The 24655-nt window shown below is 64.6% G+C and carries 20 protein-coding genes and 2 pseudogenes; 15 read left to right on the plus strand and 7 right to left on the minus strand.

Features of this window, described 5'->3' with window-relative positions:
- The first annotated feature begins 198 nt into the window (after positions 1-198).
- Entirely contained in the window at positions 199-843 is a 645-nt protein-coding gene (locus ACIQYU_RS01005) for an MBL fold metallo-hydrolase (RefSeq protein ID WP_063911253.1), read from the plus strand.
- A 108-nt stretch (positions 844-951) separates the two neighbouring features.
- On the plus strand, positions 952-1671 hold the full coding sequence (locus tag ACIQYU_RS01010) for an OmpA family protein (RefSeq protein ID WP_087503383.1): 720 nt from the start codon (positions 952-954) through the stop codon (positions 1669-1671).
- A gap of 42 nt (positions 1672-1713) precedes the next feature.
- On the opposite strand, the gene pta is transcribed toward ACIQYU_RS01010, so the two are convergent.
- Together pta and ACIQYU_RS01020 are read right to left on the minus strand one after the other, a co-directional pair.
- Complete coding sequence (pta, locus tag ACIQYU_RS01015) at positions 1714-3801, minus strand: phosphate acetyltransferase (RefSeq protein ID WP_402797842.1); 2088 nt, start codon at positions 3799-3801, stop codon at positions 1714-1716.
- Between the two features lie 31 nt (positions 3802-3832).
- Positions 3833-4135: a DUF3565 domain-containing protein gene (locus ACIQYU_RS01020; protein WP_233687297.1), complete on the minus strand. Its 303-nt coding sequence runs from the start codon at positions 4133-4135 to the stop codon at positions 3833-3835.
- On the opposite strand from ACIQYU_RS01020, the gene ACIQYU_RS01025 reads away from it, so the two are divergent.
- A complete protein-coding gene (locus ACIQYU_RS01025; RefSeq protein ID WP_003259610.1) occupies positions 4134-4619 on the plus strand; it encodes a peptidylprolyl isomerase in 486 nt (161 codons plus the stop codon). The two genes, ACIQYU_RS01020 and ACIQYU_RS01025, sit on opposite strands and share 2 nt — an antisense overlap.
- Positions 4620-4763: 144 nt before the next feature.
- Complete coding sequence (locus ACIQYU_RS01030; RefSeq protein ID WP_207832471.1) at positions 4764-5246, plus strand: glutathione peroxidase; 483 nt, start codon at positions 4764-4766, stop codon at positions 5244-5246.
- A 312-nt stretch (positions 5247-5558) separates the two neighbouring features.
- On the opposite strand, the gene ACIQYU_RS01035 is transcribed toward ACIQYU_RS01030, so the two are convergent.
- Complete coding sequence (locus tag ACIQYU_RS01035) at positions 5559-6749, minus strand: glycosyltransferase family 1 protein (RefSeq protein WP_233687296.1); 1191 nt, start codon at positions 6747-6749, stop codon at positions 5559-5561.
- A 267-nt stretch (positions 6750-7016) separates the two neighbouring features.
- Between ACIQYU_RS01035 and ACIQYU_RS01040 the strand changes: the two are divergent.
- Positions 7017-7703 (plus strand): annotated as a pseudogene (locus ACIQYU_RS01040) (PAS domain S-box protein); the annotation flags it as partial.
- Between the two features lie 129 nt (positions 7704-7832).
- Positions 7833-8243, plus strand: a complete 411-nt coding sequence (locus tag ACIQYU_RS01045) for a methyl-accepting chemotaxis protein (RefSeq protein WP_402798515.1) — start codon at positions 7833-7835, stop codon at positions 8241-8243.
- A gap of 207 nt (positions 8244-8450) precedes the next feature.
- Here the strand turns inward: ACIQYU_RS01045 and cysZ are convergent, their stop codons facing one another.
- Positions 8451-9179: a sulfate transporter CysZ gene (gene cysZ, locus ACIQYU_RS01050; protein ID WP_207832479.1), complete on the minus strand. Its 729-nt coding sequence runs from the start codon at positions 9177-9179 to the stop codon at positions 8451-8453.
- A 330-nt stretch (positions 9180-9509) separates the two neighbouring features.
- Here cysZ and trxB point away from each other — a divergent pair, with 330 nt between their 5' ends.
- Positions 9510-10472 (plus strand): thioredoxin-disulfide reductase, encoded by a 963-nt coding sequence (trxB, locus tag ACIQYU_RS01055; protein ID WP_402797846.1) that lies wholly within the window; start codon positions 9510-9512, stop codon positions 10470-10472.
- Positions 10473-10648: 176 nt separating this feature from the next.
- On the opposite strand, the gene nadC is transcribed toward trxB, so the two are convergent.
- Positions 10649-11497: a carboxylating nicotinate-nucleotide diphosphorylase gene (gene nadC / locus ACIQYU_RS01060; protein WP_025337721.1), complete on the minus strand. Its 849-nt coding sequence runs from the start codon at positions 11495-11497 to the stop codon at positions 10649-10651.
- Between the two features lie 241 nt (positions 11498-11738).
- On the opposite strand from nadC, the gene ACIQYU_RS01065 reads away from it, so the two are divergent.
- From ACIQYU_RS01065 to ACIQYU_RS01085, 5 genes and pseudogenes are all read left to right on the plus strand, one after another.
- Complete coding sequence (locus ACIQYU_RS01065; protein WP_233687294.1) at positions 11739-13868, plus strand: DUF1631 domain-containing protein; 2130 nt, start codon at positions 11739-11741, stop codon at positions 13866-13868.
- A gap of 209 nt (positions 13869-14077) precedes the next feature.
- On the plus strand, positions 14078-14650 hold the full coding sequence (gene ampD, locus ACIQYU_RS01070) for a 1,6-anhydro-N-acetylmuramyl-L-alanine amidase AmpD (protein WP_207832483.1): 573 nt from the start codon (positions 14078-14080) through the stop codon (positions 14648-14650).
- On the plus strand, positions 14647-15477 hold the full coding sequence (ampE, locus tag ACIQYU_RS01075) for a regulatory signaling modulator protein AmpE (protein WP_402797851.1): 831 nt from the start codon (positions 14647-14649) through the stop codon (positions 15475-15477). The genes ampD and ampE overlap by 4 nt, the downstream gene beginning before the upstream one ends.
- 155 nt (positions 15478-15632) lie before the next feature.
- Positions 15633-16583 (plus strand): RHS repeat-associated core domain-containing protein, encoded by a 951-nt coding sequence (locus ACIQYU_RS01080; protein WP_402797854.1) that lies wholly within the window; start codon positions 15633-15635, stop codon positions 16581-16583.
- 92 nt (positions 16584-16675) lie between these two features.
- Positions 16676-16810 (plus strand): annotated as a pseudogene (locus ACIQYU_RS01085) (DUF3077 domain-containing protein); the annotation flags it as partial.
- A gap of 134 nt (positions 16811-16944) precedes the next feature.
- Here ACIQYU_RS01085 and ACIQYU_RS01090 read toward each other — a convergent pair.
- Together ACIQYU_RS01090 and cra are read right to left on the minus strand one after the other, a co-directional pair.
- Positions 16945-17721 (minus strand): TatD family hydrolase, encoded by a 777-nt coding sequence (locus ACIQYU_RS01090; RefSeq protein WP_241106270.1) that lies wholly within the window; start codon positions 17719-17721, stop codon positions 16945-16947.
- Between the two features lie 2 nt (positions 17722-17723).
- The gene (gene cra / locus ACIQYU_RS01095) at positions 17724-18719 is read right to left on the minus strand and encodes a catabolite repressor/activator (protein WP_207832488.1); all 996 of its coding nucleotides are present in this window, start codon (positions 18717-18719) and stop codon (positions 17724-17726) included.
- Between the two features lie 284 nt (positions 18720-19003).
- Between cra and ptsP the strand changes: the two genes are divergently transcribed.
- Genes ptsP through ACIQYU_RS01110 form a run of 3 tightly spaced genes read left to right on the plus strand, consistent with a single transcriptional unit; the run spans position 19004 to position 24540 of the window.
- Positions 19004-21856, plus strand: coding sequence for a phosphoenolpyruvate--protein phosphotransferase (ptsP, locus tag ACIQYU_RS01100; protein WP_402797858.1), 2853 nt, complete (start codon positions 19004-19006; stop codon positions 21854-21856).
- Positions 21857-22804: a 1-phosphofructokinase gene (pfkB, locus tag ACIQYU_RS01105; protein WP_207832492.1), complete on the plus strand. Its 948-nt coding sequence runs from the start codon at positions 21857-21859 to the stop codon at positions 22802-22804.
- Positions 22801-24540 carry a PTS fructose-like transporter subunit IIB gene (locus ACIQYU_RS01110; protein WP_233687289.1) on the plus strand — a complete coding sequence of 580 codons (1740 nt, stop codon included), beginning with the start codon at positions 22801-22803 and terminating at the stop codon, positions 24538-24540. Before pfkB ends, ACIQYU_RS01110 begins: the two co-directional genes overlap by 4 nt.
- Positions 24541-24655 lie beyond the last annotated feature (115 nt).

Genomic DNA, 24655 nt, shown 5'->3' on the forward strand with positions numbered 1-24655 from the left:
CGGCGGGGGGGGGGGTGGGGGGTGTGGTGGGGTTGGTGGTTGGGGGGGTGGGGGGGGGGCCCCCCGGGGGGCGGGCGCCGGGGGGGGGCCCCCCCCCCCCCCCCCCCCGCCACACATCTCAAGACATGAACCTCGTGCACCCACCCCAATTTCCTGTCAGGCTCTCAGCAGAACTCCAGCTTTGCCATCGAGAACACCATGACCCAAGCCCCGCCTGCGCTCATCCGCGAAACCTTCCCCGTAGGCCCCCTGCAATGCAACTGCACCCTGATCGGCGACCCGCTGACCAGGAAGGCCATCGTCGTCGACCCGGGGGGTGACCCGGACAAGATCCTTGCACGCCTGCAGGCCCACGGCCTGACGCTGGTGAGCATCATCCACACCCACGCGCATTTCGATCACTTCCTCGCCTCGGGCAAGCTCAAGGAACTGACCGGCGCTACGCTGCACTTGCACAAGGATGACCAGGCGCTATGGGACAACCTGGAAATGCAATGCCAGATGTTCGGCGTGCCGTACACCCCGGTACCTGCGCCAGACCGTTGGCTGGGGGATGACGAGGAGCTGGCCTGCGGTTGTGGCGTGGCCCTGCATACGCCAGGCCATACGCCGGGCTCGATGAGCTTCTGGTTTGCCGATGCGAAGCTGCTGATCGCCGGCGATACCCTGTTCCGCCGTGGCATTGGCCGTACCGATCTGTGGGGCGGCGACCAGCGGGCTATCGTACGTTCCATCAAGGAGCGGCTGTACCGGCTGGACGAGGAGGCCATCGTGGTGACCGGCCACGGGCCCGATACCCGCCTGGGCGACGAAATGCGCGAAAACCCCTTCGTGCGTGCCTGATGGCACATGAAGGCACTTTCATGGAATTTTTCGTTGCCGATGCAATCCAAGGCTGGCATAGATCCCGTTATGATCTGCCGCATTCATGAATTCAGTAGGAGCTTGTCCATGTTCACCATGCGTCGTCTGATTATCGTCGCAACCGCCGCTGCCCTGATGACCGGCTGTGCCGGCCAGAACCCTTATGACAGCCAGGGCCAGGCGCAGGGCTCCACGGGGATGAGCAAGACCGCCAAGTACGGCGGCCTGGGCGCGCTGGCCGGTGCTATCGCCGGTGCCGCCATTGACCACAACAACCGTGGCAAGGGTGCACTGATCGGTGCCGCCGCCGTAGGTGCCGCTGCAGCCGGTTATGGCTACTACGCCGACAAGCAGGAAGCCGAGCTGCGCGCACAGATGGCCAACACCGGTGTGGAAGTGCAGCGCCAGGGTGACCAGATCAAGCTGATCATGCCGGGCAACATCACCTTCGCCACCGATTCGGCCAACATCGCGCCAAGCTTCTACTCGCCGCTGAACAACCTGGCCGGCTCGTTCAAGCAGTTCAACCAGAACACCATCGAAGTGGTTGGCTTCACCGACAGCACTGGCAGCCGCCAGCACAACATGGACCTGTCCCAGCGCCGTGCGCAGGCGGTCAGCACCTACCTGACCTCGCAGGGTGTGGATGCCTCGCGTATCTCGGTACGTGGCATGGGCCCGGATCAGCCGATCGCCAGCAACGCTGACGCCAATGGCCGCGCGCAGAACCGTCGTGTGGAAGTGAACCTGAAGCCGATCCCGGGGCAGCAGTATGACCAGCAAGGTCAGGTTCAGCAGTATCCCTGATCGATCAGTGCTCCCACTGGGGCTGCAAGGCAGCCCCTGTTTTTAGCCCGCCACGCTCGCCTGAATCGCCGTCAGGGCAATGGTATGCACGATATCGTCAACCTGCGCCCCGCGCGGCAAGTCGTTCACCGGCTTGCGCAACCCTTGCAGCATCGGCCCCATGCTGACCCCGTCGGTGCTGCGCTGCACCGCCTTGTGGGTCGTGTTGCCGGTATTCAGGTCCGGGAACACGAACACCGTTGCACGCCCGGCCACCGGGCTGTTCGGCGCCAGTTCTCGTGCAATCGCCGGGTTGGCCGCCGCGTCATACTGCAATGGCCCGTCGATCAGCAGCTCCTGCGCCGCACCCTGTGCCAGGCGGGTTGCTTCACGCACTTTCCCGACCTCTTCATCGCTGGCCGAATCGCTTGAGTAACTGATCATCGCCACCCGCGGCGCGATGCCGAAGGCCTGCGCAGATTCGGCACTCTGCCGGGCGATCTCGGCCAGTTCGGCAGCGCTCGGGTGCGGGTTCATCACGCAGTCGCCGTACACCAGCACCTGCTCGGGGAACAGCATGAAGAATACCGACGACACCAGGCTTGAGCCCGGTGCGGTCTTGATCAGCTGCAGGGCCGGGCGGATGGTGTTGGCAGTGGAGTGCACCAGGCCCGAGACCAGGCCGTCCACTTCGTCCAGGGCCAGCATCATGGTGCCGATCACCACCGGGTCTTCCAGTTGCTGCTCGGCCATTGGCGCATTGAGGTTCTTGCTCTTGCGCAGCTCGACCATCGGCTCCACATAGCGCCCGCGAATCAGCTCGGGGTCGAGAATCTCCAGGCCCGGCGGCAAGGTGATGCCTTGGGCGCGGGCCACGGCGTCGACATCCTCGGGCTTGGCCAGTAGCACGCAGCGGGCAATGCCGCGGGCCTGGCAGATGGCCGCAGCCTGCACCAGCAGTGGCTCGGCACCTTCCGGCAGGACGATGCGCTTGTTCGCCTGCTGTGCCCGCTGGATCAGCTGGTAGCGGAACACTGCCGGCGACAGGCGCAGTTCGCGTGGGGTGCCGCAACGCTGGTGCAGCCAGGCGGCGTCGAGGTGGCTGGCGACGAAGTCGGTGATGAATTCGGCGCGCTCGCGGTCGTCCACCGGGATTTCGCGGTTCAGCGAATTGAGCTGGTTGGCGGTGTCGTACGAGCCGGTACTGACCGACAGGATCGGCAGGCCGGCCTGCAGGGCACCACGGCACAGACCAAGGATGCGTGCGTCAGGTTTGCTGTCGCTGGTCAGCAGCAGGCCGGCCAGTGGGACGCCGTTGATCGCTGCGAGGCTGACGGCGAGGATGATGTCGTCGCGGTCGCCCGGGGTCACCACCAGCGTGCCCGAGGTGAGCAGTGGCACCGTGTTGGCCACGGTGCGCGCGCAGATGATGATCTTGCTCATGCGCCGCTGCTCGTAGTCACCGGCATTGAGCACCTGGGCACCGAGCAGGTCGGCCACGTCGCGGGTGCGCGGGGCGTTCAGTTCGGGCTGGTAGGGGATGCAGCCGAGCAGGCGGAAGTCGTTGCCGCGCAGCAGTGGCGAGTGCTCGCGCAGGCGGGTGGAAAAGTCCGCCATGCTTTCGTCGGTGCGCACTTTGTTGAGGATGACCCCGAGCACCTTCGGGTCGCGTGGGCCGCCGAACAGCTGGGCCTGCAGTTCGACCCGCCCGGACAGTTCACTGAGCACTTCGTTTTCCGGTGCCGACACCAGGATCACCTCGGCATCCAGGCTCTTGGCCAGGTGCAGGTTGACCCGCGCGGCGTAGCTGGCATGGCGCGTGGGCACCATGCCCTCGACCACCACCACGTCGTTACCGATGCAGGCTTGCTGGTAAAGACGGATGATTTCTTCGAGCAACTCGTCCAGCTGGCCATCGCCAAGCATGCGCTCGACGTGGGCCAGGCTCAGCGGCACGGGGGGCTTGATGCCGTGGGTGCGGGCGACCAGCTCGGTGGAGCGCTCGGGGCCGGTGTCACCCGGGTGGGGCTGGGCGATCGGCTTGAAGAAACCGACCTTCAGGCCGGCGCGCTCCAGGGTGCGCACCAGGCCCAGGCTGATGGAGGTCAGGCCGACACCGAAGTCGGTCGGCGCAATGAAAAATGTCTGCATGCGTGCTTCTCGAAATAAGCGGTGCAAGAAATTAACGGCCAAGGGTAGCGCTATCGGCCCCCTGTGCGCACCAGCCGCAAGCGAAAGGCTGGCCGATGCGCTGCGCGCGCCGGGCCGGGTCGAGCACCCAGGGGCGTGCCTGCCACGGCGGCTGGTGGCGCAGGTGCTGGGTGTGGCCGCAGGACAGTTCGGCCACCCAGTGGCCCTCTTCGTCCTGGTGGAAGCCGGTGATCCGACTGATGGGCCGTTGCTCGTCCGCGGTGCGTTCGCATTCGGGCGATGGCTTGGTTACACTTGTCCGCTCTACATACTTTTGCAAAAGGTCTTGCCCCATGCTGATCGCCGCCAACAAGGCTGTCTCCATCGACTATACCCTGACCAACGACGCCGGGGAGACCATCGACAGCTCCGCTGGCGGTGCACCGCTGGTTTACCTGCACGGTGCCGGCAACATCATCCCGGGCCTGGAAAAAGCCCTGGAAGGCAAGCAGGCCGGTGACGAGCTGAACGTTTCCATCGAGCCGGAAGATGCCTACGGCGAATACCTGGCCGAGCTGGTCAGCACCCTGAACCGCAGCCTGTTCGAAGGCGTCGACGAGCTGGAAGTGGGCATGCAGTTCCACGCTTCGGCACCGGATGGCCAGATGCAGATCGTCACCATCCGCGACATCGACGGCGACGACGTGACTGTTGACGGCAACCACCCGCTGGCCGGTCAGCGCCTGACCTTCCAGGTCAAGGTAGTCAACGTGCGTGACGCCAGCGACGAAGAAATCGCTCACCGCCACATCCACGGTGAAGGTGGCCATCACCACTGATTTTCTGCGCTAAGCTCAGAAAGTCGCCAGGCGCTCGGGCAAGCCGATTTGCCTTCCTATGGGAGGTGGACGGTTTGGACGAGCGCCTTTTTAGTGGGCGGATTTCGCCTGCGCGGCAACCGGGAACCTGAGAGGGGATTCATCATGAGTGCATTTCACGACCTGAAACTGGACGCGTTGAACGGCGGGGAGCTGCCCCTCGCACCGTTCAAGGGCCAAGTGGTGCTGGTGGTCAACGTTGCCTCCAAGTGTGGGCTCACGCCGCAATACAAGGCCCTGGAAAACCTCTACCAGGTTTACAAGGACAAGGGCTTCAACGTGCTTGGCCTGCCGTGCAACCAGTTTGCCGGCCAGGAGCCGGGCAGCGAAAAGGAAATCCGGGAGTTCTGCAGCCTCAACTACGGGGTGAGCTTCCCGCTGGGTGCCAAGCTGGAGGTCAACGGGCCGGGGCGTCACTCGCTGTACCGCCTGCTGGCGGGCGAGGGGGCAGAGTTTCCGGGTGACATTACCTGGAATTTCGAGAAGTTTCTGGTCGGCAAGGACGGGCGGGTGCTGGCGCGTTTCTCGCCGCGCACGGCGCCGGATGATCCGGCTGTGGTGCAGGCTATCGAGAAGGCGTTGGGCTGAGTAGCTGGGGACGTATCAAGGCTGCCAGGTGATTGTCGCAATATGTGCAGCGCCTGTGAAATCGAGCGCCGCCCGCGCGGCGCTTCGCGGGACAAGCCCGCTCCCACATTTGTTGCAACGTGCCGAACCTGTCAAACCATGGTTGCCTGTCTTGGTGCATGTCTTGAGACTGGTGAGGTGGCGGTAGCGCCAGCCGAGAAATTGAGTCAGGCCAACTAAGGCTGACAACCATGGCCTAACAGACATGGCCACGTTGCAACAAATGTGGGAGCGGGCTTGTCCCGCGAAGCGCCGCGCGGGCGGCGCTCGGTCTTACAGGCGCTGCACATATTGCGTCGAACGCTCAGCCGCCCCCCCGGGATGTCGACAAGCGCTATACAGATACCCCTCAAACTGCTCGACAATCGCCGGCCAGCCCTGGCGGCTGGCATGCCGCCGCGCATTCAGGCGCACCCGGCGTAACGTCTCTTCTTCTTCCAGCAGCCAGCAGGCAGAGTCGATGAACGCTGCCTGATCCCCCGGCATGGCCAGTGCACCGCTATGGCCATGGCGAATATGCTGCGCAGCGGCCGCCTCGTCATACGCGACCACCGCCAGGCCCGAGGCCATGGCTTCGAGCACCACATTGCCAAAGGTTTCGGTCAGGCTCGGAAACAGGAACAGGTCACCGCTGGCATAGTGTTCGGCCAGCACCTCGCCACGCTGGGCACCGCAGAACACGGCATCCGGTACCTGCTGTTCCAGGGCGGCACGCTGCGGGCCGTCACCTACCATGATCAGGCGCAGGCGTTTGTGTGGATAAGTTTTCTGCAGGGCCTCCAGGCTTGGGCGCAGCAAGCCCAGGTTCTTCTCTGCCGCCAGCCGCCCCACATGCAGGACGGCGATGTCATCCGGGCCAAGCCCCCAGCTTTCCCGTAATGCGGGGCTGCGCCGGGCCGGGTTGAACAGGCAGGCATCGACCCCCCGGGCCAGCAGTTCCAGGCGTTCGAAGCCGCGGCGCTCAAGCTCCTGGCGCTGGCTGAGGCTGGGCACCAGGGTGATCGCCGTGCGCCGATGGAACCAGCGCAGGTAGTGGGTGAGCAGGCGCGTCAGCAGGCCCAGCCCGTATTGGCCGGAGTACTGCGGGAAGTTGGTATGGAAACCACTGACCACAGCCACCCCCAGGCGCCGGGCCGCGCGCAGTGCGCTGAGCCCCAGCGGCCCCTCGGTGGCGATGTACAGCACATCCGGGCGCTGCCGGCGCCAGCGGCGCAACAGCTTGTGCATCGACACCTCGCCCCACTGCAACCCCGGGTAACCAGGCAGGGGCCAGCCACGGCACAGCATCAGGTTCGGGTCGTTGTGCAGCGGGGCTTCACCGGCCTGGCGCGGGCGCACCACTTCGATCTCGTGGCCGCGTTGGCGCAACCCTTCGCTGAGGCGGCCAAGGGTATTGGCCACGCCGTTGATCTCGGGTGGGAAGGTTTCGCTGACCAAGGTAATGCGTAGGGCGGGTGTGTTCATGAAAAAAAGTTTCCGCCTGCTGGGTTGCGCCAATGTGACTGCCATGTGACGTACTGATGACGCCTGATTGCCGACGCTTTTCGCTTTGTGAATTTTTCCTTGCAGGCCGCTCAAGAGGGGGCACCGACAGCCGATGCAGATGCATTCGACTACCTGATGCGCTCCAGGAGAGCGGTGATGTTCAACAACAAGCTCAAGCAAGAAATCCGGCAGCTACGCGAAGACCTGATGTCCATCGAACAGGTCAAGAGTAGCCTCGACAGCGAGATGCTGGTACTGCAACTCGACCCTCAGGGACGGATCGAGATGGTCAACGGCAACTTCGAGAGCGAGATGCTCTACCGTGCCGATCAATTGCTTGGACGCAACATCGAGGACATCGTCCCTGCCCATGTGAAGACGCTGGATTTCTACCAGCGCATGAAGGGCGCCATCAGCCGCGGTGAACACCTGAACGGTGCATTCCGCCTGCTGCGCGGCAATGGCCAGGAAGCCTGGTTACGGTCGATCCTGCAGCCGGTCAAGAACAGCGAGGGGCGCATCAAGTATTTCACGCTGCACTCCAGCGATCTTACCCGCACCATCGAGACATCCCGCGAGCACGAAAGCCTGATCAAGGCCCTGATGCGCTCCACCGCCGTGATCGAATTCGACCTCGACGGCAACATCCTAACCGCCAACGATCGATTCCTGACCACCGTCGGTTACCGCCTGGAACAGATCCGTGGCAAGCATCACCGCATTTTCTGCGAGCCGGAGGAGGCAAATTCGGCCGGCTATCAGGCGTTCTGGGACAAGCTGCGCCGTGGCGAGTACGTTGCCGAGCGCTTCAAGCGTATCGATGCCCATGGCCGGGTGGTCTGGCTGGAAGCTTCGTACAACCCCATCTTCGATGCCCATGACGTGCTGTACAAGGTGGTCAAGTTCGCCACTGTCATCACCGAGCAGGTCAACCAGGAGCAGGCGGTGGCCGAGGCGGCGGATGTCGCCTACAACACCTCGCTGGGTACCGATGCCAGCGCCCGCAAGGCCACCGATGTGGTCACCCAGAGCGTCAGCGTGATGCGCGGGCTGGAAGCTTCGATGCAAGAGGCGGCAGAGGGCATCCAGGCGCTGGATACCCAGTCGCGGGTGATCGGCTCGATCATCAAGACCATCAGCGACATTGCCGGGCAGACCAACTTGCTGGCGCTGAACGCGGCCATCGAAGCGGCCCGCGCCGGCGAGCAGGGGCGGGGGTTTGCCGTGGTTGCCGATGAAGTGCGCCAGCTGGCCTCGCGCACCAGCACCGCCACCGAGGAAATCGCCCGGGTGGTGCAGCAGAACGAGCAACTGGCCCAGGCGGCAGTGGCGATCATCGACACCAGCAAGCGCCAGGCCGAGCAGGGGCTGGCACTGGCGGACGAGACAGGGAGCGTGATTGTCGAGATCCAGGACGGGGCGAAACGGGTGGTGGATGTGGTGGGGCAGTTTTCCAGCCGGTTGGGGCAGTAAGGGCGTCACCACCATGCCCAGTTTTTCAATGCCTGCGCGTTTCCTGTGGGAGCGGGCAAGCCCGCGAAACAGGCGCCGCGCTGGATGGCACGGGCTACGCCCGTGTTCGCGGGCACGCCCGCTCCCACAAGGGGAGGTGACACGCTCTCGAACATTGTTCCCTGTGCGACAGCGCAGCCCAAAGAGCTGGGCAATCTCCCACAGGGATCAGTTCCGCTCCCGCACCCAGAACAACGTAGCCCCGGCCACCGCCGCCGGCATCATCAGCACGTTCACCAGCGGAATCATCAGAGCCAGGTAGGTGATGCCACCAAACCCCAACGACTGCCAGCGCTTCTGCCGCAGCCAGGCCAGCATGTCCTGCCAGCTCATCTTGTTGTTGTCCGCCGGGTAGTCGATGTACTGGATAGCCATCATCCACACCCCGAAGATCAGCCATAGCGGCGCCGCCACCACGTTGACCACCGGGATCAGCGACAGGATGAACAGGCCGATGGCCCGCGGCAGGAAGTAGCCCAGCTTGCGCATTTCACGGCCGAATGTACGTGGCACCATGGCCACCAGTTCGCCCCAGCTGAACGCCGGGAAGTTGTCCTGGCCACGCACCACCACCTCGACCTTTTCCGCCAGAAAGCCATTGAACGGCGCGGCAATGATGTTGGCCACCAGGGTGAAGGTGAAGAACACCATCAGCACCACCAGGGCAACGAACAGCGGCCAGAGGATGTAGGTGAGAAAGCTCAGCCAGCTCGGCAAGGTTGGCATCAGGGCGTCCACCCACAGGCTGAACTGGTGGCCGGCGAAGTAGATCAGGCCGCCAAACAGCAGCAGGTTGACCGCCAGCGGCAGCAGCACGAACAACCGCAGATTGGGGCTCAGCACCAGTTTCAGGCCTTCGCGCAGGTATTGGGGGCCAGAGAGTACAGGGGCTTGCATCGAGAGACTCCGCAGAGAAGGAAAACGCGCTGACCTTACCGAGTTTGCTGCGCCGACGAAAGGCGGGCAGCGGGCGGGAAACGGGCTGTAACAAAAGCAGCAGGGCTTGGCTATCGATGAATTCGCTGAATAGACGATGGCTATGAGGTGGATTGTCGAAGGATATTTCCTTAATCTTTGCGACCTCGCTACAGTGCGCTCAACTTTCCGCTTTATGGGCCTGCGCGTTGTAGCCTTCCCCAAGTGCTGCGTGGGTCCTTTTTAATTTTCCAGCTGGCGCAGCCGGTATACCGAAGCCGGCCCCTGCGGCCCGCTCGACAGGAGTTCGACATGTCTGAAGTACGTCATTCGCGCGTCATCATTCTCGGTTCCGGCCCTGCCGGTTACAGCGCCGCGGTGTATGCCGCCCGTGCCAACCTCAAGCCGCTGCTGATCACCGGCATGCAGGCCGGCGGCCAGCTGACCACCACCACCGAAGTCGACAACTGGCCGGGCGACCCCCACGGCCTGACCGGCCCGGCCCTGATGCAGCGCATGCAGGAGCACGCCGAGCGTTTCGAAACCGAAATCGTCTTCGACCACATCAACGCCGTCGACCTGGCCAACAAGCCGTTCACCCTGCAGGGTGACAGCGGCAAGTACACCTGCGACGCGCTGATCATCGCCACTGGCGCCAGCGCCCGCTACCTGGGCCTGCCGTCGGAAGAAACCTTCATGGGCAAGGGCGTTTCGGCCTGCGCTACCTGCGACGGTTTCTTCTACCGCAACAAGCCGGTTGCCGTGGTTGGCGGCGGCAACACTGCCGTGGAAGAGGCGCTGTACCTGGCCAACATCGCCAGCAAGGTGACCCTGGTGCACCGTCGCGATACCTTCCGCGCCGAGAAGATCCTGGTCGACAAGCTGCAAGCCCGTGTGGCCGAAGGCAAGATCGAGCTCAAGCTCAACGCCACCCTGGACGAAGTGCTGGGTGACAACATGGGTGTGACCGGTGCGCGCCTGAAGAACAACGACGGCAGCAGCGACGAAATCAAGGTTGACGGCGTGTTCATCGCCATTGGCCACACCCCTAACACCTCGCTGTTCGAAGGCCAGCTGACCCTCAAGGACGGCTACCTGGTGGTCAACGGCGGCCGTGAGGGCAATGCCACCGCCACCAACGTCGAGGGCGTGTTCGCCGCCGGTGACGTGGCTGACCACGTTTACCGCCAGGCCATTACCTCGGCCGGTGCCGGCTGCATGGCGGCATTGGATGTGGAGCGTTACCTGGACGGGCTGGCCAACGCCTCGTTCTGATTGCCAGCCGGGGGCTGCTTCGGGGCCCTTTCGCCGGCAAGCCGGCTCCCACCTCGACCGCATCGACTTCAAGTCATGTGCAGTAATTGTGGGAACTGGCTTGCCGGCGATAGGGCCATAAGCCACCCCACAAAAAAACCGGCTCGATGGCCGGTTTTTTTGTGTCCGCAATCAGCTCACAGGCTCAAGCGCATCGACAGGTCCACCGCCTTCACATCCTTGGTCATCGCACCAATCGAGATGTAGTCCACCCCAGTCTCGGCAATCACTCGCAAGGTTGTCTCGTTGACCCCGCCACTGGCTTCCAGCTTGGCCTTGCCCGCGGTAATGCGCACTGCTTCGCGCATCTCTTCCAGGTTCAGTTCGTCGAGCATGATGATGTCGGCACCAGCAGCCAGTGCCTGGCGCAGCTCATCCAGGCTTTCCACTTCGATTTCCACCGGCTTGCCCGGCGCAATGCGGTGCGCCGCCGCCACGGCCTCGGCCACGCCGCCGCTTGCGGCGATGTGGTTTTCCTTGATCAGGAAGGCGTCGTACAGGCCGATGCGGTGGTTGTCGCAACCGCCGCAAGTCACAGCATACTTCTGCGCCAGGCGCAGGCCCGGCAGGGTCTTGCGGGTGTCCAGCAGGCGCACCTGGGTGCCTTCCACCAGGTCGGCCAGGAAGCGCGCACGGGTGGCCACACCTGACAGCATCTGCAGGAAGTTCAGCGCACTGCGCTCACCACTGAGCAGCGAACGCGCGGGGCCCTCCAGATGAAACAGCGGCTGGTTGGCCGTGGCGCGCTCGCCATCGGCCACCTGCCAGTGCACGGCCACGCGCGGGTCGAGTTGGCGGAACACGGCATCGACCCAGGCGGTGCCGGCGATCACGCAGTCTTCGCGGGTGATGATGGTCGCCTTGGCCAGGCGCTCGGCCGGGATCAGCTGCGCAGTGATATCGCCACTGCCGATGTCCTCCAACAGCGCGCGGCGCACGTTGGCTTCGATTTCAGCGGTCAGGTCGGCAAGGCGTAGGTTCGGCATGGTCGGCTCCACAAGCTAGATGCCCGCGATTATAGGGCAGGGGGCCAGCGTGTACAGCCGCCTTGGCGATGACCTTTGGTCGGCCGGTGTGAGCAACCGGGGTAAACCCGGGTCACTAGCCAGCCTGTGAAACGACGCTGGCAGCGATGCGGATTTTTACCGATAATGTGACCAGTATTTGGCGTCATGAGTTTGACGATCTTCAGCCCCTTCGGGCGAGACACCCTGCAAGGAGTCCAGGATGCAAAAAGAAGGCAAGGTGGTGCCCTTGGCGGCAGCCATCGACCGAGGCGGGCGTACGCCTCTGCCTTGCCTTCCGGTATTGCTCCTGCAGGTACGCGACAAGGCCGCCTTGCAGTTGCGTCAGGGTTTGCAGGACTTGTTCGACAACGCCGACGACACCCTCTTCGAGATGGCCGACAAGGCGTTCGATCGCAGTGACCAGAACCTGTACTTCGAGGCCATGCGCGACCTGCGCCTGAAGCGCAAGAGCATCGAGCGCGGTTTTCTCGACACGTTCCATGATGCCTTTGCCCGTATCGGCCAGATTGACTTGCTGGCGCACCTCCTCGAGCCGGGCAACCTGCGCAGCAAAGCCCAGGTGGAGCGGGCCGCCGCGATCGAAGGCATGGTCGCGCAGGTGCTGTCACGCGACGGCGTTGCCCTGCAGCAACTGGGCCTGCGCTTGCAAGCACTGCTCGACCGCCCCCTGCACGAGCAGCACAACCCGCTGGGGCCCGCTGCGCTGTGCGGTTACTTCCTCGACGCTGGCCGCAACCTGGGGGTTGGCCTGCGGGTCAAACTGGTCCTGCTCAAACTGTTCGAGCGCTATGTGCTGCGTGATGCCGAAGTGATCTATGGTGAAGCCAACCAGTTGCTGGCTGCCGCCGGTGTGCTGCCCGAGTTGCCGCCGGCACCGCGCCGGCGCGCCGAAGATCGGCGCATGAGCGCACGACGTGGGCCGGCGAACCTGGGACATGAGGTAGGCGCGGACGCAGCAGGGCAGGTTTTCTTTGCCTCGTTGCAAACACTGCTGGCCCCGGCGCGTGGGCAGTTCGCGCCTCGTTTGCAGGCGATGGCCGCCGCCCAGCCAATCAGTACCGCCGACCTGCTGCGCCTGCTTTCGCATTTGCAGCACTACGTGCCTGCCACCCACGAGGCTGACGATTTCGAGCTTGGCCAACAGCTTGAACAATTGCTGCTGCGGGTCAGCGTGCGCAGCGGCACACGCCGGCGCATCGATGTGGCCGACGAGGACATGATCAACCTGATCGGCCTGCTGTTCGCCTTCATCCAGAACGACGACAACTTGCCGGCCAGCCTGCGCGCGCTGATCGCACGTCTGCATATTCCGCTGCTGAAAGTGGCCCTGCTGGACAAGGGGCTGTTCAGTCGGGCCAGCCACCCGGCCCGCCGGCTGCTCAACGAGATCGCCGGCGCGGCCATCGGCTGGGAATGCGGCGGCGATGGCCTGCGTGACAGCCTGCACCTGCGGGTGGAGCGTATCGTCCAGCGCCTGCTCAATGATTTTGCCGAAGATATCAGCCTGTTCGCCGAACTGCTCGAAGACTTCCTCGTTTTCAACCAGGACGAACGGCGGCGCAACGAGCTGCTTGAACAACGCACCCGCGACGCCGAAGAAGGGCGTGCCCGGGCCCAGCAGGCCAGGCAGCAGGTGCAGCACGCACTTAACCAGCGTCTGCGTGGCCGGGTATTGCCGCAGGTGGTGGTACAGATGCTGGTGCAGGCCTGGAGCCAGGTGCTGCTGCTGGCCTGGCTCAAGCAGGGCGAGGCATCCCAGGCCTGGCGGGATGCATTGCAGACGATGGACATGTTGCTGGCCAGCATCACCCCGCCACATGAGCCGCAAGCCTTGCTGCAGCAGGTGCCGGGCCTGCTCAAGGCACTGCGCGATGGCCTGGCCGGCGTGGCCCTGGACTCGGCCGCGACCCGCGAATTCTTCCTGCAGCTGGAGCAGTTGCACCTGCGTGCCTGTGCAGGTGGCGCGGGCCAGCCCCAGGGCGACGTACTGGTGGCCGAGGACATCGTGCTGGCGATTGCCGAAGAGCCCGCTTGCGCACCGTTGCAGGTTGCCGACGGGCAGGCTGTGGCGCTGCGCCAGGTGCAGCGCTTGCGTATCGGTACCTGGGTCGAGGTGCTGGACGAGGACGAACCGCTGCGCTGCAAACTGGTGGCGCGCATCGACAGCAGCGACCGGTTGGTGTTCGCCAACCGCACCGGCATGAAAGTGCGCGAATGGAACGGTGCCAGCCTGGCCCAGGCACTGCACCGGGGCGACGTGCGGGTGCTGGATGACGGGCTGTTGTTCGAGCGGGCGCTGGAGGCGGTGCTCGACGGGCTGCGGCGGTAGGCGCAACTGTCTTGCGCAATATCTGCAAGCAGACGCGATCCTGGTGGGAGCGGGCGTGCCCGCGAAACAAGCGCCGCGGTGGATGGCACCGGCTGCGCCGGTGTTCGCGGGCACGCCCGCTCCTACAGCATTACAATGATTCACATGCAAACGCCGTTGGCCGCAGGGCATACTGTCAGCCTGTTCACGGCGCTTTCAGGATCTGCCCCATGCAATTGGACCGTGCCACTGGCTGGTTCCACGGAATCGGAATCACCCACTGCCCCTCGCCGAACTTCAATGCCCGCCCCGAAGGCGAATCGATTTCACTGCTGGTGATCCACAACATCAGCCTGCCGCCGGCCTGTTTCGGCACCGGCAAGGTCCAGCAGTTCTTCCAGAACCGCCTGGACCCTGACGAACACCCGTACTTCGCCAGCATCAACCACCTGACCGTGTCGGCGCACCTGTTCGTCGAGCGTGACGGTGCGGTGACCCAGTTCGTGTCGTTGCTCGACCGCGCCTGGCACGCCGGTGTGTCGTGCTTCGACGGGCGTGAAGGCTGTAACGATTTCTCCATCGGCATCGAACTCGAAGGGACCGACGACCTGCCCTATACCGATGCCCAGTACGCGGTGCTGGAGCAGCTTACCCGGCATATTCGCGGTGCCTGGCCGGCCATCGGCCTAGACCGCATCCAGGGCCATAGCGACATTGCCCCGCAGCGCAAGACCGACCCAGGCCCGGCCTTCGACTGGTCGCGCTATCGCCAAGCGCTGCAGCAAAACGAGGACAAGGCATGAGTTTTCTGGTGTTGTTGCTGGCGCTGTGGGTCGAGAAGTTCTCGGCCCTGCGCCATCAGGTGCAACGTGATGGGTTCTTCCTGGGCGAACTGGTACGCCTGGAGCGCAGCGGCAAGGTGCACCCCTGGTGGACGCTGGCCATCCTGGTGTTGGCGCCGGTAGTGCTGCTGGTATTGCTGCTGCATGTGCTGGACCCGGTGGCGTACGGCTTGCTGGCGTTGCCGGTGCACCTGCTGGTGCTGATCTACAGCCTGGGCCGCGGCGATGCCAAGGCATCGCTGGGGCCGTTCCGCGATGCCTGGCGGCGCGGTGATGACCAGGCTGCGCTGCACGTGGCCGAACGCGACCTGGGGCTGGCGGCCGATGAACCGCACAGCCTGTTGGTTCAGGTGCAGGGCAACCTGCTGTGGCAGGTGTACCAGGGCTTTTTCGCGGTGATCTTCTGGTACTTCGTGCTCGGCCCGGGCGCAGCCCTGGCCTATCGACTGCTGGCGCTGTGTGGCGAACACAGCAAGCAACCGACGTTGAAGGCTCGTGCCGAGCAGCTGAGGCATATCATGGACTGGCTCCCGGTGCGGGTGCTGGCCTTGAGTTTTGCCCTGGTTGGCAACTTCCTCGCGGTCACGCGGGTGATGCTGCACGAGGTGCTCAACTGGCACATCAGCGCCGCCCACCTGGTGGCGCGGGTCGGGCGCATTGCCGATGACATTCCCGAGGAAGAAGACAGCCAGCGCGGGCTGGGGCGGCTGGACAGCCTGTGGGAGCTGCTGCTGCGCTGTGCGGTGCTGTGGTATGCCGGTTTTGCGCTGTGGACGGTGCTTGTCTGAACTGGCTCGCTGGCTTCTTCGCGGGCTTGCCCGCTCCCACAGGCTCTGTGTCAGGCAATAAAACTACTATTTCTGCCAGTATCAAAAAACCCTGCAGCTAATCAGAATGAGTTAAAAGCAGCCTCCATTCATCCAGCACCGCAGGGACTTGCATGATGAGAAAAGCATTAAGCAATTCGCTCTTCTTCTATCAGGGTGACCATTTTATTTTCTTGAAACAAGGCGACGTGATTCGCACCATCTTCCGCACGCATGACCTGGCATTAGCCGAGCGACAAATAGCGGGAAGCGCTGCGACTGGCTTACTGACAACCGATGACAAGGGTTCGGTGCTGTCGGTGCAGGAAACCGATGAGAAAGAGCCTCACACGTATTCAGCTTATGGTCATGCCCCAGGATCGCCATCATTGCGAACGCTGCTGGGCTACAACGGCGAAGCCACCATTTCTGTACGCGACAGCTATGCCCTTGGCAATGGCTATCGATCCTTCAGCACGGTCCTGATGCGCTTTGAGTCGCCTGACAGCTTGAGTCCATTTGGGAAAGGTGGGATTAATCCATACAGCTACTGCGACTGTGACCCGATAAACAATACCGACCCCAGCGGCCATTTAACTTTCAGACGTTGGCGCGCTCCTACAACGCAACAATGGAGACCGATACGGCAACGAGAGCTCGCAGGGCCCCTGGAAGGGGCCGCTGAGGCTGCAAGACATCGTCAACGGGTACGTGCGACGGAAAACTTGATAAATAGCATTCTCCGGGATGAGTTCAGGCAACACCAGCGAGACCATATGCCGGGGCGAGGTAATCTTCACATGCCGTCGCATCCATCGATGGCCAATCCAAATCCGGAAAGACAAGCTGCAATTGCGGCCACCAGTTCGTCACATGGAAATTTCGCTGCCCAGAACGCATTAACGGAGTTGCCCTACACCCCCCCTTTAAATTCCCGCACAAATGAGCGCGGCAGTCTTTCCAGGCAAGTCAGCTCAACCTCATCTGTAGACTCATGGGATGAGTGGAATCCGAATCCGGAGGTGGTCGAACACCATAGAAACCTGGCAATCATGAATGCCATAAGGCAAGCCCGACATGGGCCTTGATGTTAGGCGCAAATGCGCAAGCACGGAGCCCTGAGTCAGGGCTCTTGGGTGTTGGCACTCTTCGCGCCGCGCCTTACGCCACGCTCCACATATTGTGCGGGTCGGGGCGGGACCTGAACATTGACGGCCTGATGGACAACAAGCCGCAACTGCTTTGGGCTTCACATTATCTGAGTGCTTTGGCCAAGGCGCTGATGGATGATGCCGGGTTGGGGATGATGCGCTGAGTCTTGTATTGGCTGGGCCGGCCTCTTCGCGGACACGCCCGTTCCCACAGGTACTGCGCCGGTCTCAATTTGCGCGGACCCTGTGGGAGCGGGCAAGCCCGCGAAGAGGCCCGCGCAGGCAATAACCCTCTCAGCTACCAGCCAAACAACGCGCAAGCATTGCGGCTGCTGGCTTCAGCCAGCTCCGAGACGTCTACCCCCATCACCTGCGCCAGCGCCCCGGCAATCTCCGGCAGGTGCTCCGGGCTGTTCCTCATCCCTGGGTACATGACCGGCGCCATGTCCGGCGCATCGGTCTCCAGCACCACGCTGTCCAGCGGCAACCGCGCCAGGGTCTTGCGCAGCCGCAGCGCCTGTGGCCAGGTAGCCGCACCGCCAAGTCCAAGCCGGAAGCCCAGCTTGATGTACTCGCGGGCCTCTTCATAACTGCCGGCAAACGCATGTATCACCCCCGCCCGCGCCGGCTTGTAGCGCTTGAGCGTGGCGATCACCTGGGCATGGCTGCGGCGCACGTGCAGCAGGGCGGGCAGTTCGAAGTCGCAGGCCATCTGCAGTTGCGCTTCGAACAGGTCCTGCTGGCGGGCCTTGTCCAGGTCTTCGAGGTAGTAGTCCAGGCCAAACTCGCCCACGGCACATAGCCGTGGGTTGCCATGCAGGCGCTCCAGCCATTCGCGCAACTGCACCAGGTGCTCCGGGCGATGCTGGTCAAGGTAGATCGGGTGCAGGCCGAGTGCGGCGAACAGGCGCTGGTCGGCGCAGGCCAGGTCCCACACCCGCTGGAAATTCGCCTGGTACACCCCCAGCACCACCATCCGCTCCACCCCGCGCTCCGCCGCGTTGGCCAGCAGGCGCGGGCGGTCGGCGTCGAAGTCGGGGAAGTCCAGGTGAGTGTGGGTGTCGATCAGGCGCATGTTCAGGCCACTGTAATGCGTTGCTTGAACGTTCGACCGACGGCATGTACACCAGGTTCGTAGCGTTTGTCCTCGATCGCGGCCAGTGCCAGTTCCAGCGCGGTGGCGGCAATCAGGCCATGCTGCTGGGCCATGGCATTCACCGGCAGCGGCAGGAAGTCGAGCAACTGGTTGTCGCCAAAGGTACCCAGCTGCAGCTGGCGCGAGTCGGCAGGGCGGGCCTGCAGTGTGTCGAACACTCCTTGCAGCAGCACATAGGAGGTGGTAACCAGGGCATCCGGCAGGCCGCCGAAGTCTTCGATCAGCTGCTGCATCAAGCGCTGGCCGCACTCACGGCTGAACGCTTCGCCCTGATAGCGGCGAACTTCGCCGGCATAGCCTTGCAGGGCTTCGTCGAAGCCGCCGGCACGTGCCTGGCTGACCGACAGCTCGGGGCGTGCGCCGATCAGCGCGATGCTGCGCGGGGCGGCGCTCAGCAAGCTGGCGGCCAGTTGGCGGCTGGCGTCGCGGTCGTCGCTGATCACCGAGCAGAAGTGCGCAGGGTCCAGGCGGCGGTCGATGGCAATCACCGGCAGGCCTTTGTCCTGCAGTTCGCGGTAGCTGTCATCTTCCGGTGGCAGGCAGCTGGCGACGAACAGCGCGTCGCACCGGCGGGCGCGGAACAGCTGCTGCAACTGGCGCTCGCTGTCGGGCTGGTCGTCGCTGCTGGCGATCAGCAACTGGTAGCCACGGGCGCGGGCACCTTGTTCGAGTTGCTTGGCGATGCGGGCGTAGCTGGGGTTCTCCAGATCCGGGAGAATGAAGCCCAGGGTGCGGGTATGCCGGCTGCGCAGGCCAGCGGCCTGCGGGTTGGGGGTGAAGCCGTGGGCCTCGACCACCGCGCGTACCCGCTCGACAGTGCTGTTGCTGATGCGCTGCTGTTCGGCCTTGCCATTGATGACGTAGCTGGCGGTGGTCACGGACACACCGGCCAGACGGGCGATATCGCTGAGTTTCACCGAATTTTCCTTGTTATTACCGGGGCTGGCTGTGAGGCCTGACCGGGAAGTTTGACCCGGCGGGGGCGCCACGCGCAGACGACCATTGTCGCAATTGTCCGACAGGATGGGGCTTTTTCCTCGGCAGATTATCGAGTAACGTGGCCGCCTGGTCAGATTAATCGTTTCAGCTGCCGAATTTTCTGCCTCGGCTGCCATCCGTGCAAGGCTGTTGAACTGGCCGTTCATGTGAATTTCACAACAATACTCCAGTACCCGACCGGGAACTGCAAAAGGAGAAGGTCATGCTCGAGCTCGCCAAGGAGCAGATAGCCATGGGCCAGAAGGCCGCCGACAAGGCCGAGGCATTGCGCCTGCTGGCCGACCGGCTGGTCACTGACGGCCTGGTCGCCGAGGGTTACCTGCAAGGGCTGCAGGCCCGAGAGACACAAGGCTCCACCTTCCTTGGGCAGGGCATTGCCATCCCCCATGGCACGCCGCAGACCCGAGACCTGGTGTACGCCACCGGCGTGCGCCTGTTGCAGTTCCCCGAGGGTGTGGACTGGGGCGATGGCCAGATGGTCTACCTTGCCATTGGCATCGCCGCCCGTTCCGACGAGCACCTGCGCCTGCTGCAACTGCTGACCCGCGCGCTGGGCGAGACCGACCTGGCCGAAGCATTGCGCCGCGCCGGCTCCGCCGAGGCGTTGCTGAAACTGTTGCAGGGCGCGCCACAGGAACTGGCGCTGGATGCACAACTGGTCGGCCTGAACCTGCCGGCCGAAGACTTCGATGAACTGGCCTGGCGCGGCGCCCGCCTGTTGCAGCGCGCCGACTGCGTCGACAGCGGTTTTGCCGCCGTGCTGCAGCAGGCCGAGCCGCTGCCGCTGGGCGAGGGCCTGTGGTGGCTGCACAGCGAGCGCCAGGTGCGCCAACCGGGCCTGGCCTTCATTACCCCGCAGCAGCCGTTGCGTTACCGCGACCAGCCGCTCAACGGCCTGTTCTGCCTCGCCAGCCTTGGTGCTGCTCACCAGGCCTTGCTCGAGCGCCTGTGCGAAGTGTTGATCGAAGGCCGCGGGCAAATGCTCTACCAGGCCACCAGCAGCCGCGCGGTACTGGAAGTGCTGGGCGGTGAGGCGCCGGCAGACTGGCCCAGCGCGCGTGTCGTGCTGGCCAACCCGCACGGTTTGCATGCCCGCCCGGCAAAGGTATTGGCGCAACTGGCCAAAGGTTTCGAGGGGGAAATTCGTGTACGCCTGCTCGACAGCGCGCAGCCGGCGGTGTCGGTAAAGAGCCTGAGCAAGCTGCTCAGCCTCGGCGCCCGACGTGGCCAGGTGCTGGAGCTGGTGGCTGAGCCAGGCATCGCCGCCGATGCCTTGCCGGTGCTACTGGCCGCCATCGAACAAGGCCTGGGCGAGGAGGTGGAGCCGTTGCCGCAGAGCGCGGCGCCCGTCGCCAGCGCAGCGGCCGAAGTGCTGCAAGCGCCCGAAGCCGGTAGCCGCATCCACGGCGTGGGTGCTGCGCCCGGTATTGCCAGTGGCCCGGCGCATGTGTGTGTCGAGCGTGAATTCGACTACCCCCTGCGCGGCGAGTCGTGCGCCCAGGAGCGGCAGAAGCTGCGTGAGGCCGTGGCGACCGTGAATGGCGAGCTGCAGGCCTTGGTCCAGCGCAGCGACAAGGCCATTGGTGAAATCTTCGTCACCCATCAGGAAATGCTCGCCGACCCGGCCCTGACCGACGATGTCGAGCAGCGCCTGGGCCAGGGCGAAAGCGCCGCAGCCGCCTGGATGGCGGTGATCGAGGCGGCGGCGCGCCAGCAGGAGTCGCTGCACGATGCCTTGCTCGCCGAACGTGCTGCCGACCTGCGTGACATCGGCCGCCGCGTGCTGGCGCAGTTGTGTGGCGTGCAGGCCCAGGCTGAACCCGAGCAACCCTACGTGCTGGTGATGACCGAAGTCGGCCCGTCCGATGTCGCCCGGCTGGACCCGAGCCGCGTCGCCGGTATTGTCACCGCCCAGGGCGGCGCCACCGCCCACAGCGCCATTGTCGCCCGTGCCCTGGGCATCCCGGCGGTAGTGGGCGCGGGGGCGTCGATACTGCTGCTGGACAATGGCACGCCGCTGCTGCTCGATGGCCAGCGTGGCGTGGTCAGTGTGGCGCCGCCGGCGGATGAACTGCAACGGGCCCTGGCCGAGCGTGACCTGCGCGAGCAACGCTTGCAGGCCGCCTGGGCCAACCGCTTCGAGCCGGCGGTCACCCGCGATGGCCACGCCGTCGAGGTGTTCGCCAACATCGGCGAGAGCAACGGCATCGCCAAGGTGGTGGAGCAGGGGGCCGAAGGCGTGGGCCTGCTGCGCACCGAGCTGATTTTCATGGCCCACCCCCAGGCCCCGGACGTGGCCACCCAGGAAGCCGAGTACCGCCGCGTGCTCGATGGCCTCGACGGGCGCCCGCTGGTAGTGCGTACCCTCGATGTCGGCGGCGACAAACCGCTGCCGTACTGGCCGATCGCTGCCGAGGAAAACCCGTTCCTCGGCGTGCGCGGCGTACGCCTGACCCTGCAGCGCCCGCAGGTGATGGAAGACCAGTTGCGCGCCTTGCTGCGGGCGGCCGACCAGCGCCCGCTGCGCATCATGTTCCCGATGGTCGGCCAGGTGCACGAATGGCGTGAGGCGCGGGCCATGGTCGAGCGCCTGCGTGCCGAGATCCCGGTAGCCGACCTGCAACTGGGCATCATGGTCGAAGTGCCCTCGGCAGCGCTGCTGGCACCACAACTGGCGCGCGAAGTGGACTTCTTCAGCATCGGTACCAACGACCTGACCCAGTACACCCTGGCCATCGACCGTGGCCACCCCAGCCTCTCGGCCCAGGCCGACGGCCTGCACCCGGCGGTGCTCAACCTGATCGACATGACCGTGCGCGCCGCCCATAACCATGGCAAGTGGGTGGGCGTGTGCGGCGAGCTGGCGGCCGACCCGCAGGCGGTAGCCGTGCTGCTGGGCCTGGATGTGGACGAACTCAGCGTCGCCGCGCGCAGCATTGCCGAAGTCAAGGCCCTGGTCCGCCAGGCCGATCACCAGACGGCCCGCGCCCTGGCGCGCGAGGCCCTGCAACAGGACAGCGCCGCAGCGGTTCGCGCGCTGGTGGAGCGTTACTGAATGGCCAAGATCCTCACCCTCACCCTGAACCCGGCGCTGGATATCACCATCGGCCTGGATACCTTGCGCCCGGGGCAGGTCAACCGCAGCCAGGTACAGCACAGCCACGCCGCGGGCAAAGGGCTGAACGTTGGCCAGGTTCTGGCCGACCTGGGGCACAGCGTCACGGTTGGCGGCTTCCTCGGGCGCGATAACCTGCAGCCGTTCGAGGCGCTGATCGACTGGCGCGGCTTCGCCGACTGCTTTGTCCGCGTGCCGGGCGAAACCCGCAGCAACATCAAGCTGGTCGAGGCCGATGGCCGTGTCACCGACATCAATGGCCAAGGTCCGGAAGTTGACGAAGCGGCACGAAGTGCATTGCTGCGCCGCCTGGCGCAGATCGCCCCGGGCCACGATGCGGTGGTGGTGGCTGGCAGCCTGCCGCGCGGGATCAGCCCCGAGTGGTTCCGCCAGTTGCTCGAACAGCTCAAGGCGCAAGGCCTCAAGGTAGCCCTGGACAGCAGCGGCGAAGCCCTGCGTGCCGGCCTGCAGAGCTCGCCCTGGCTGGTCAAGCCCAATACCGATGAGCTGGGCGAGGTACTCGGCCTGGCTGTGGATAACCCGGCGCAGCAGCGCGCCGCTGCCGAGCACCTGCTGGCCAGTGGCGTCGAACACGTGGTGGTGTCGGCGGGCGAGCAGGGCGTCAGCTGGTTCGCCCGCGACCTGGCCGTGCATGCTTGCCCGCCCAAGGTGCAGGTCGCCAGCACGGTGGGCGCAGGTGATTCGCTGGTGGCCGGCATGGTCCACGGTCTGCTGCTGGGCGAAGCCCCAGCGCAAACCTTGACCCGTGCCACCGCGATCGCCGCCCAGGCTGTTACCCAGGTTGGTTTCGGCATCCGTGACCGCGAGCAACTGGCGCGCCTGGAAGCCGGTGTGCAACTGACAGAACAACAAGAGGGTTGCCGATGAACATTGCCATTGTCACTGCCTGCCCCAATGGCCAGGTGTCGAGCGTGCTGAGCGCGCGCTTGCTGTCCGCCGCAGCCCAGCGGCGCGGCTGGAGTACCAGCGTCGAAGTACAGGATGCCGGCCACCCCGAGCGGCGACTGAGCACCACGCAGATTGCCGAGGCCGACTGGGTGCTGGTGGTCAGCACCGGCCCGGTGGACCTGGCCCGTTTCGTCGGCAAGCGCGTGTACCAGAGCACGCCGTCCCAGGCTTTGGCCGACCGTGAAGGCTTCCTCGATGAAGCGGCGGCCAACGCCCAGCTGCTGGCCACAGTGCCAGGCAGCCCGGCCGAAGCAGGCAGCGCTGGCGCACGCATCGTCGCCGTCACGGCTTGCCCGACTGGCGTCGCGCATACATTCATGGCTGCGGAAGCCTTGCAACAGGCTGCGCAGCAACTGGGCTACCAGTTCACCGTCGAGACCCAGGGCTCGGTCGGTGCGCGCAACCCTTTGTCTGCCGAAGCCATCGCTGCAGCTGATGTAGTGCTGCTGGCCGCCGACATCGAAGTGCCCACCGCACGTTTCGCCGGCAAGCGCATCTACCGTTGCGGCACCGGTATCGCCCTCAAACAGGCCCGTGCCACCTTGGACAAGGCCCTGGCCGAAGCCAAGGTGGAAAACAGCAGCGATGCCGCAGCAGTGAGCACGCCAGTGAGGGGCGAGAAGACCGGGGTATACAAGCATCTGCTCACCGGCGTGTCGTTCATGCTGCCGATGGTGGTGGCTGGCGGCTTGTTGATTGCCCTGTCGTTCGTGTTCGGTATCGAGGCTTATAAAGAAGCGGGCACCTTGCCGGCCGCGTTGATGCAGATCGGCGGCGAGGCTGCGTTCAAGTTGATGGTACCGCTGCTGGCGGGATATATCGCCTGGTCCATCGCCGACCGCCCGGGGCTGGCACCCGGCATGATCGGCGGCCTGTTGGCCAGTACCCTTGGCGCCGGTTTCATCGGTGGTATCGTCGCCGGCTTCCTCGCCGGTTACAGCGCCAAGGCCATTGCCCGCTGGGCGCGCCTGCCCAGCAGTCTGGAGGCACTCAAGCCGATCCTGATCATTCCGCTGCTGGCCAGCCTGTTCACCGGCCTGGTGATGATCTACGTGGTCGGCCAGCCGGTGGCGGCGATGCTGGAAGGTCTCACCCACTTTCTCGACAGCATGGGCACCACCAATGCCATCCTGCTGGGCCTGTTGCTGGGCGGCATGATGTGCGTCGACCTGGGCGGGCCGATCAACAAGGCCGCCTATGCCTTTTCGGTGGGGCTGTTGGCCTCGTCGAGCTATGCGCCGATGGCGGCGACCATGGCCGCCGGCATGGTGCCACCCATTGGCCTGGGTATCGCCAGCTTCCTGGCCCGACGCAAGTTCGCCCAGAGCGAGCGCGAGGCGGGCAAGGCGGCCCTGGCGCTGGGGCTGTGCTTCATCTCTGAAGGGGCGATCCCGTTTGCCGCCAAGGACCCGCTGCGGGTAATTCCGGCCAGCGTGGCCGGCGGGGCGTTGACCGGGGCATTGTCGATGTACTTCGGCTGCAAGCTGATGGCGCCGCATGGCGGCCTGTTCGTGCTGCTGATCCCCAATGCGATCAACCATGCGCTGTTGTACTTGTTGGCGATCGTGGCGGGTAGCCTGCTGACGGCGGTGGTGTATGCGGTGATCAAGAAAAGCGAGCGGGTGGAGTTGGCGGTGGTGCCGGTGAAGGGCTAGAGACTTCTGTAGGCATTAGTGGCCTCTTCGCGGGCACGCCCGCTCCCACAGGTACTGCATGATCTTGAAGCTTGCAGTGAGCCTGTGGGAGCGGGCGTGCCCGCGAAGAGGCCGG

Origin of the sequence: Pseudomonas sp. NPDC096925 (genome assembly GCF_044762545.1) — a bacterium.
Classification (GTDB): Bacteria; Pseudomonadota; Gammaproteobacteria; order Pseudomonadales; family Pseudomonadaceae; genus Aquipseudomonas.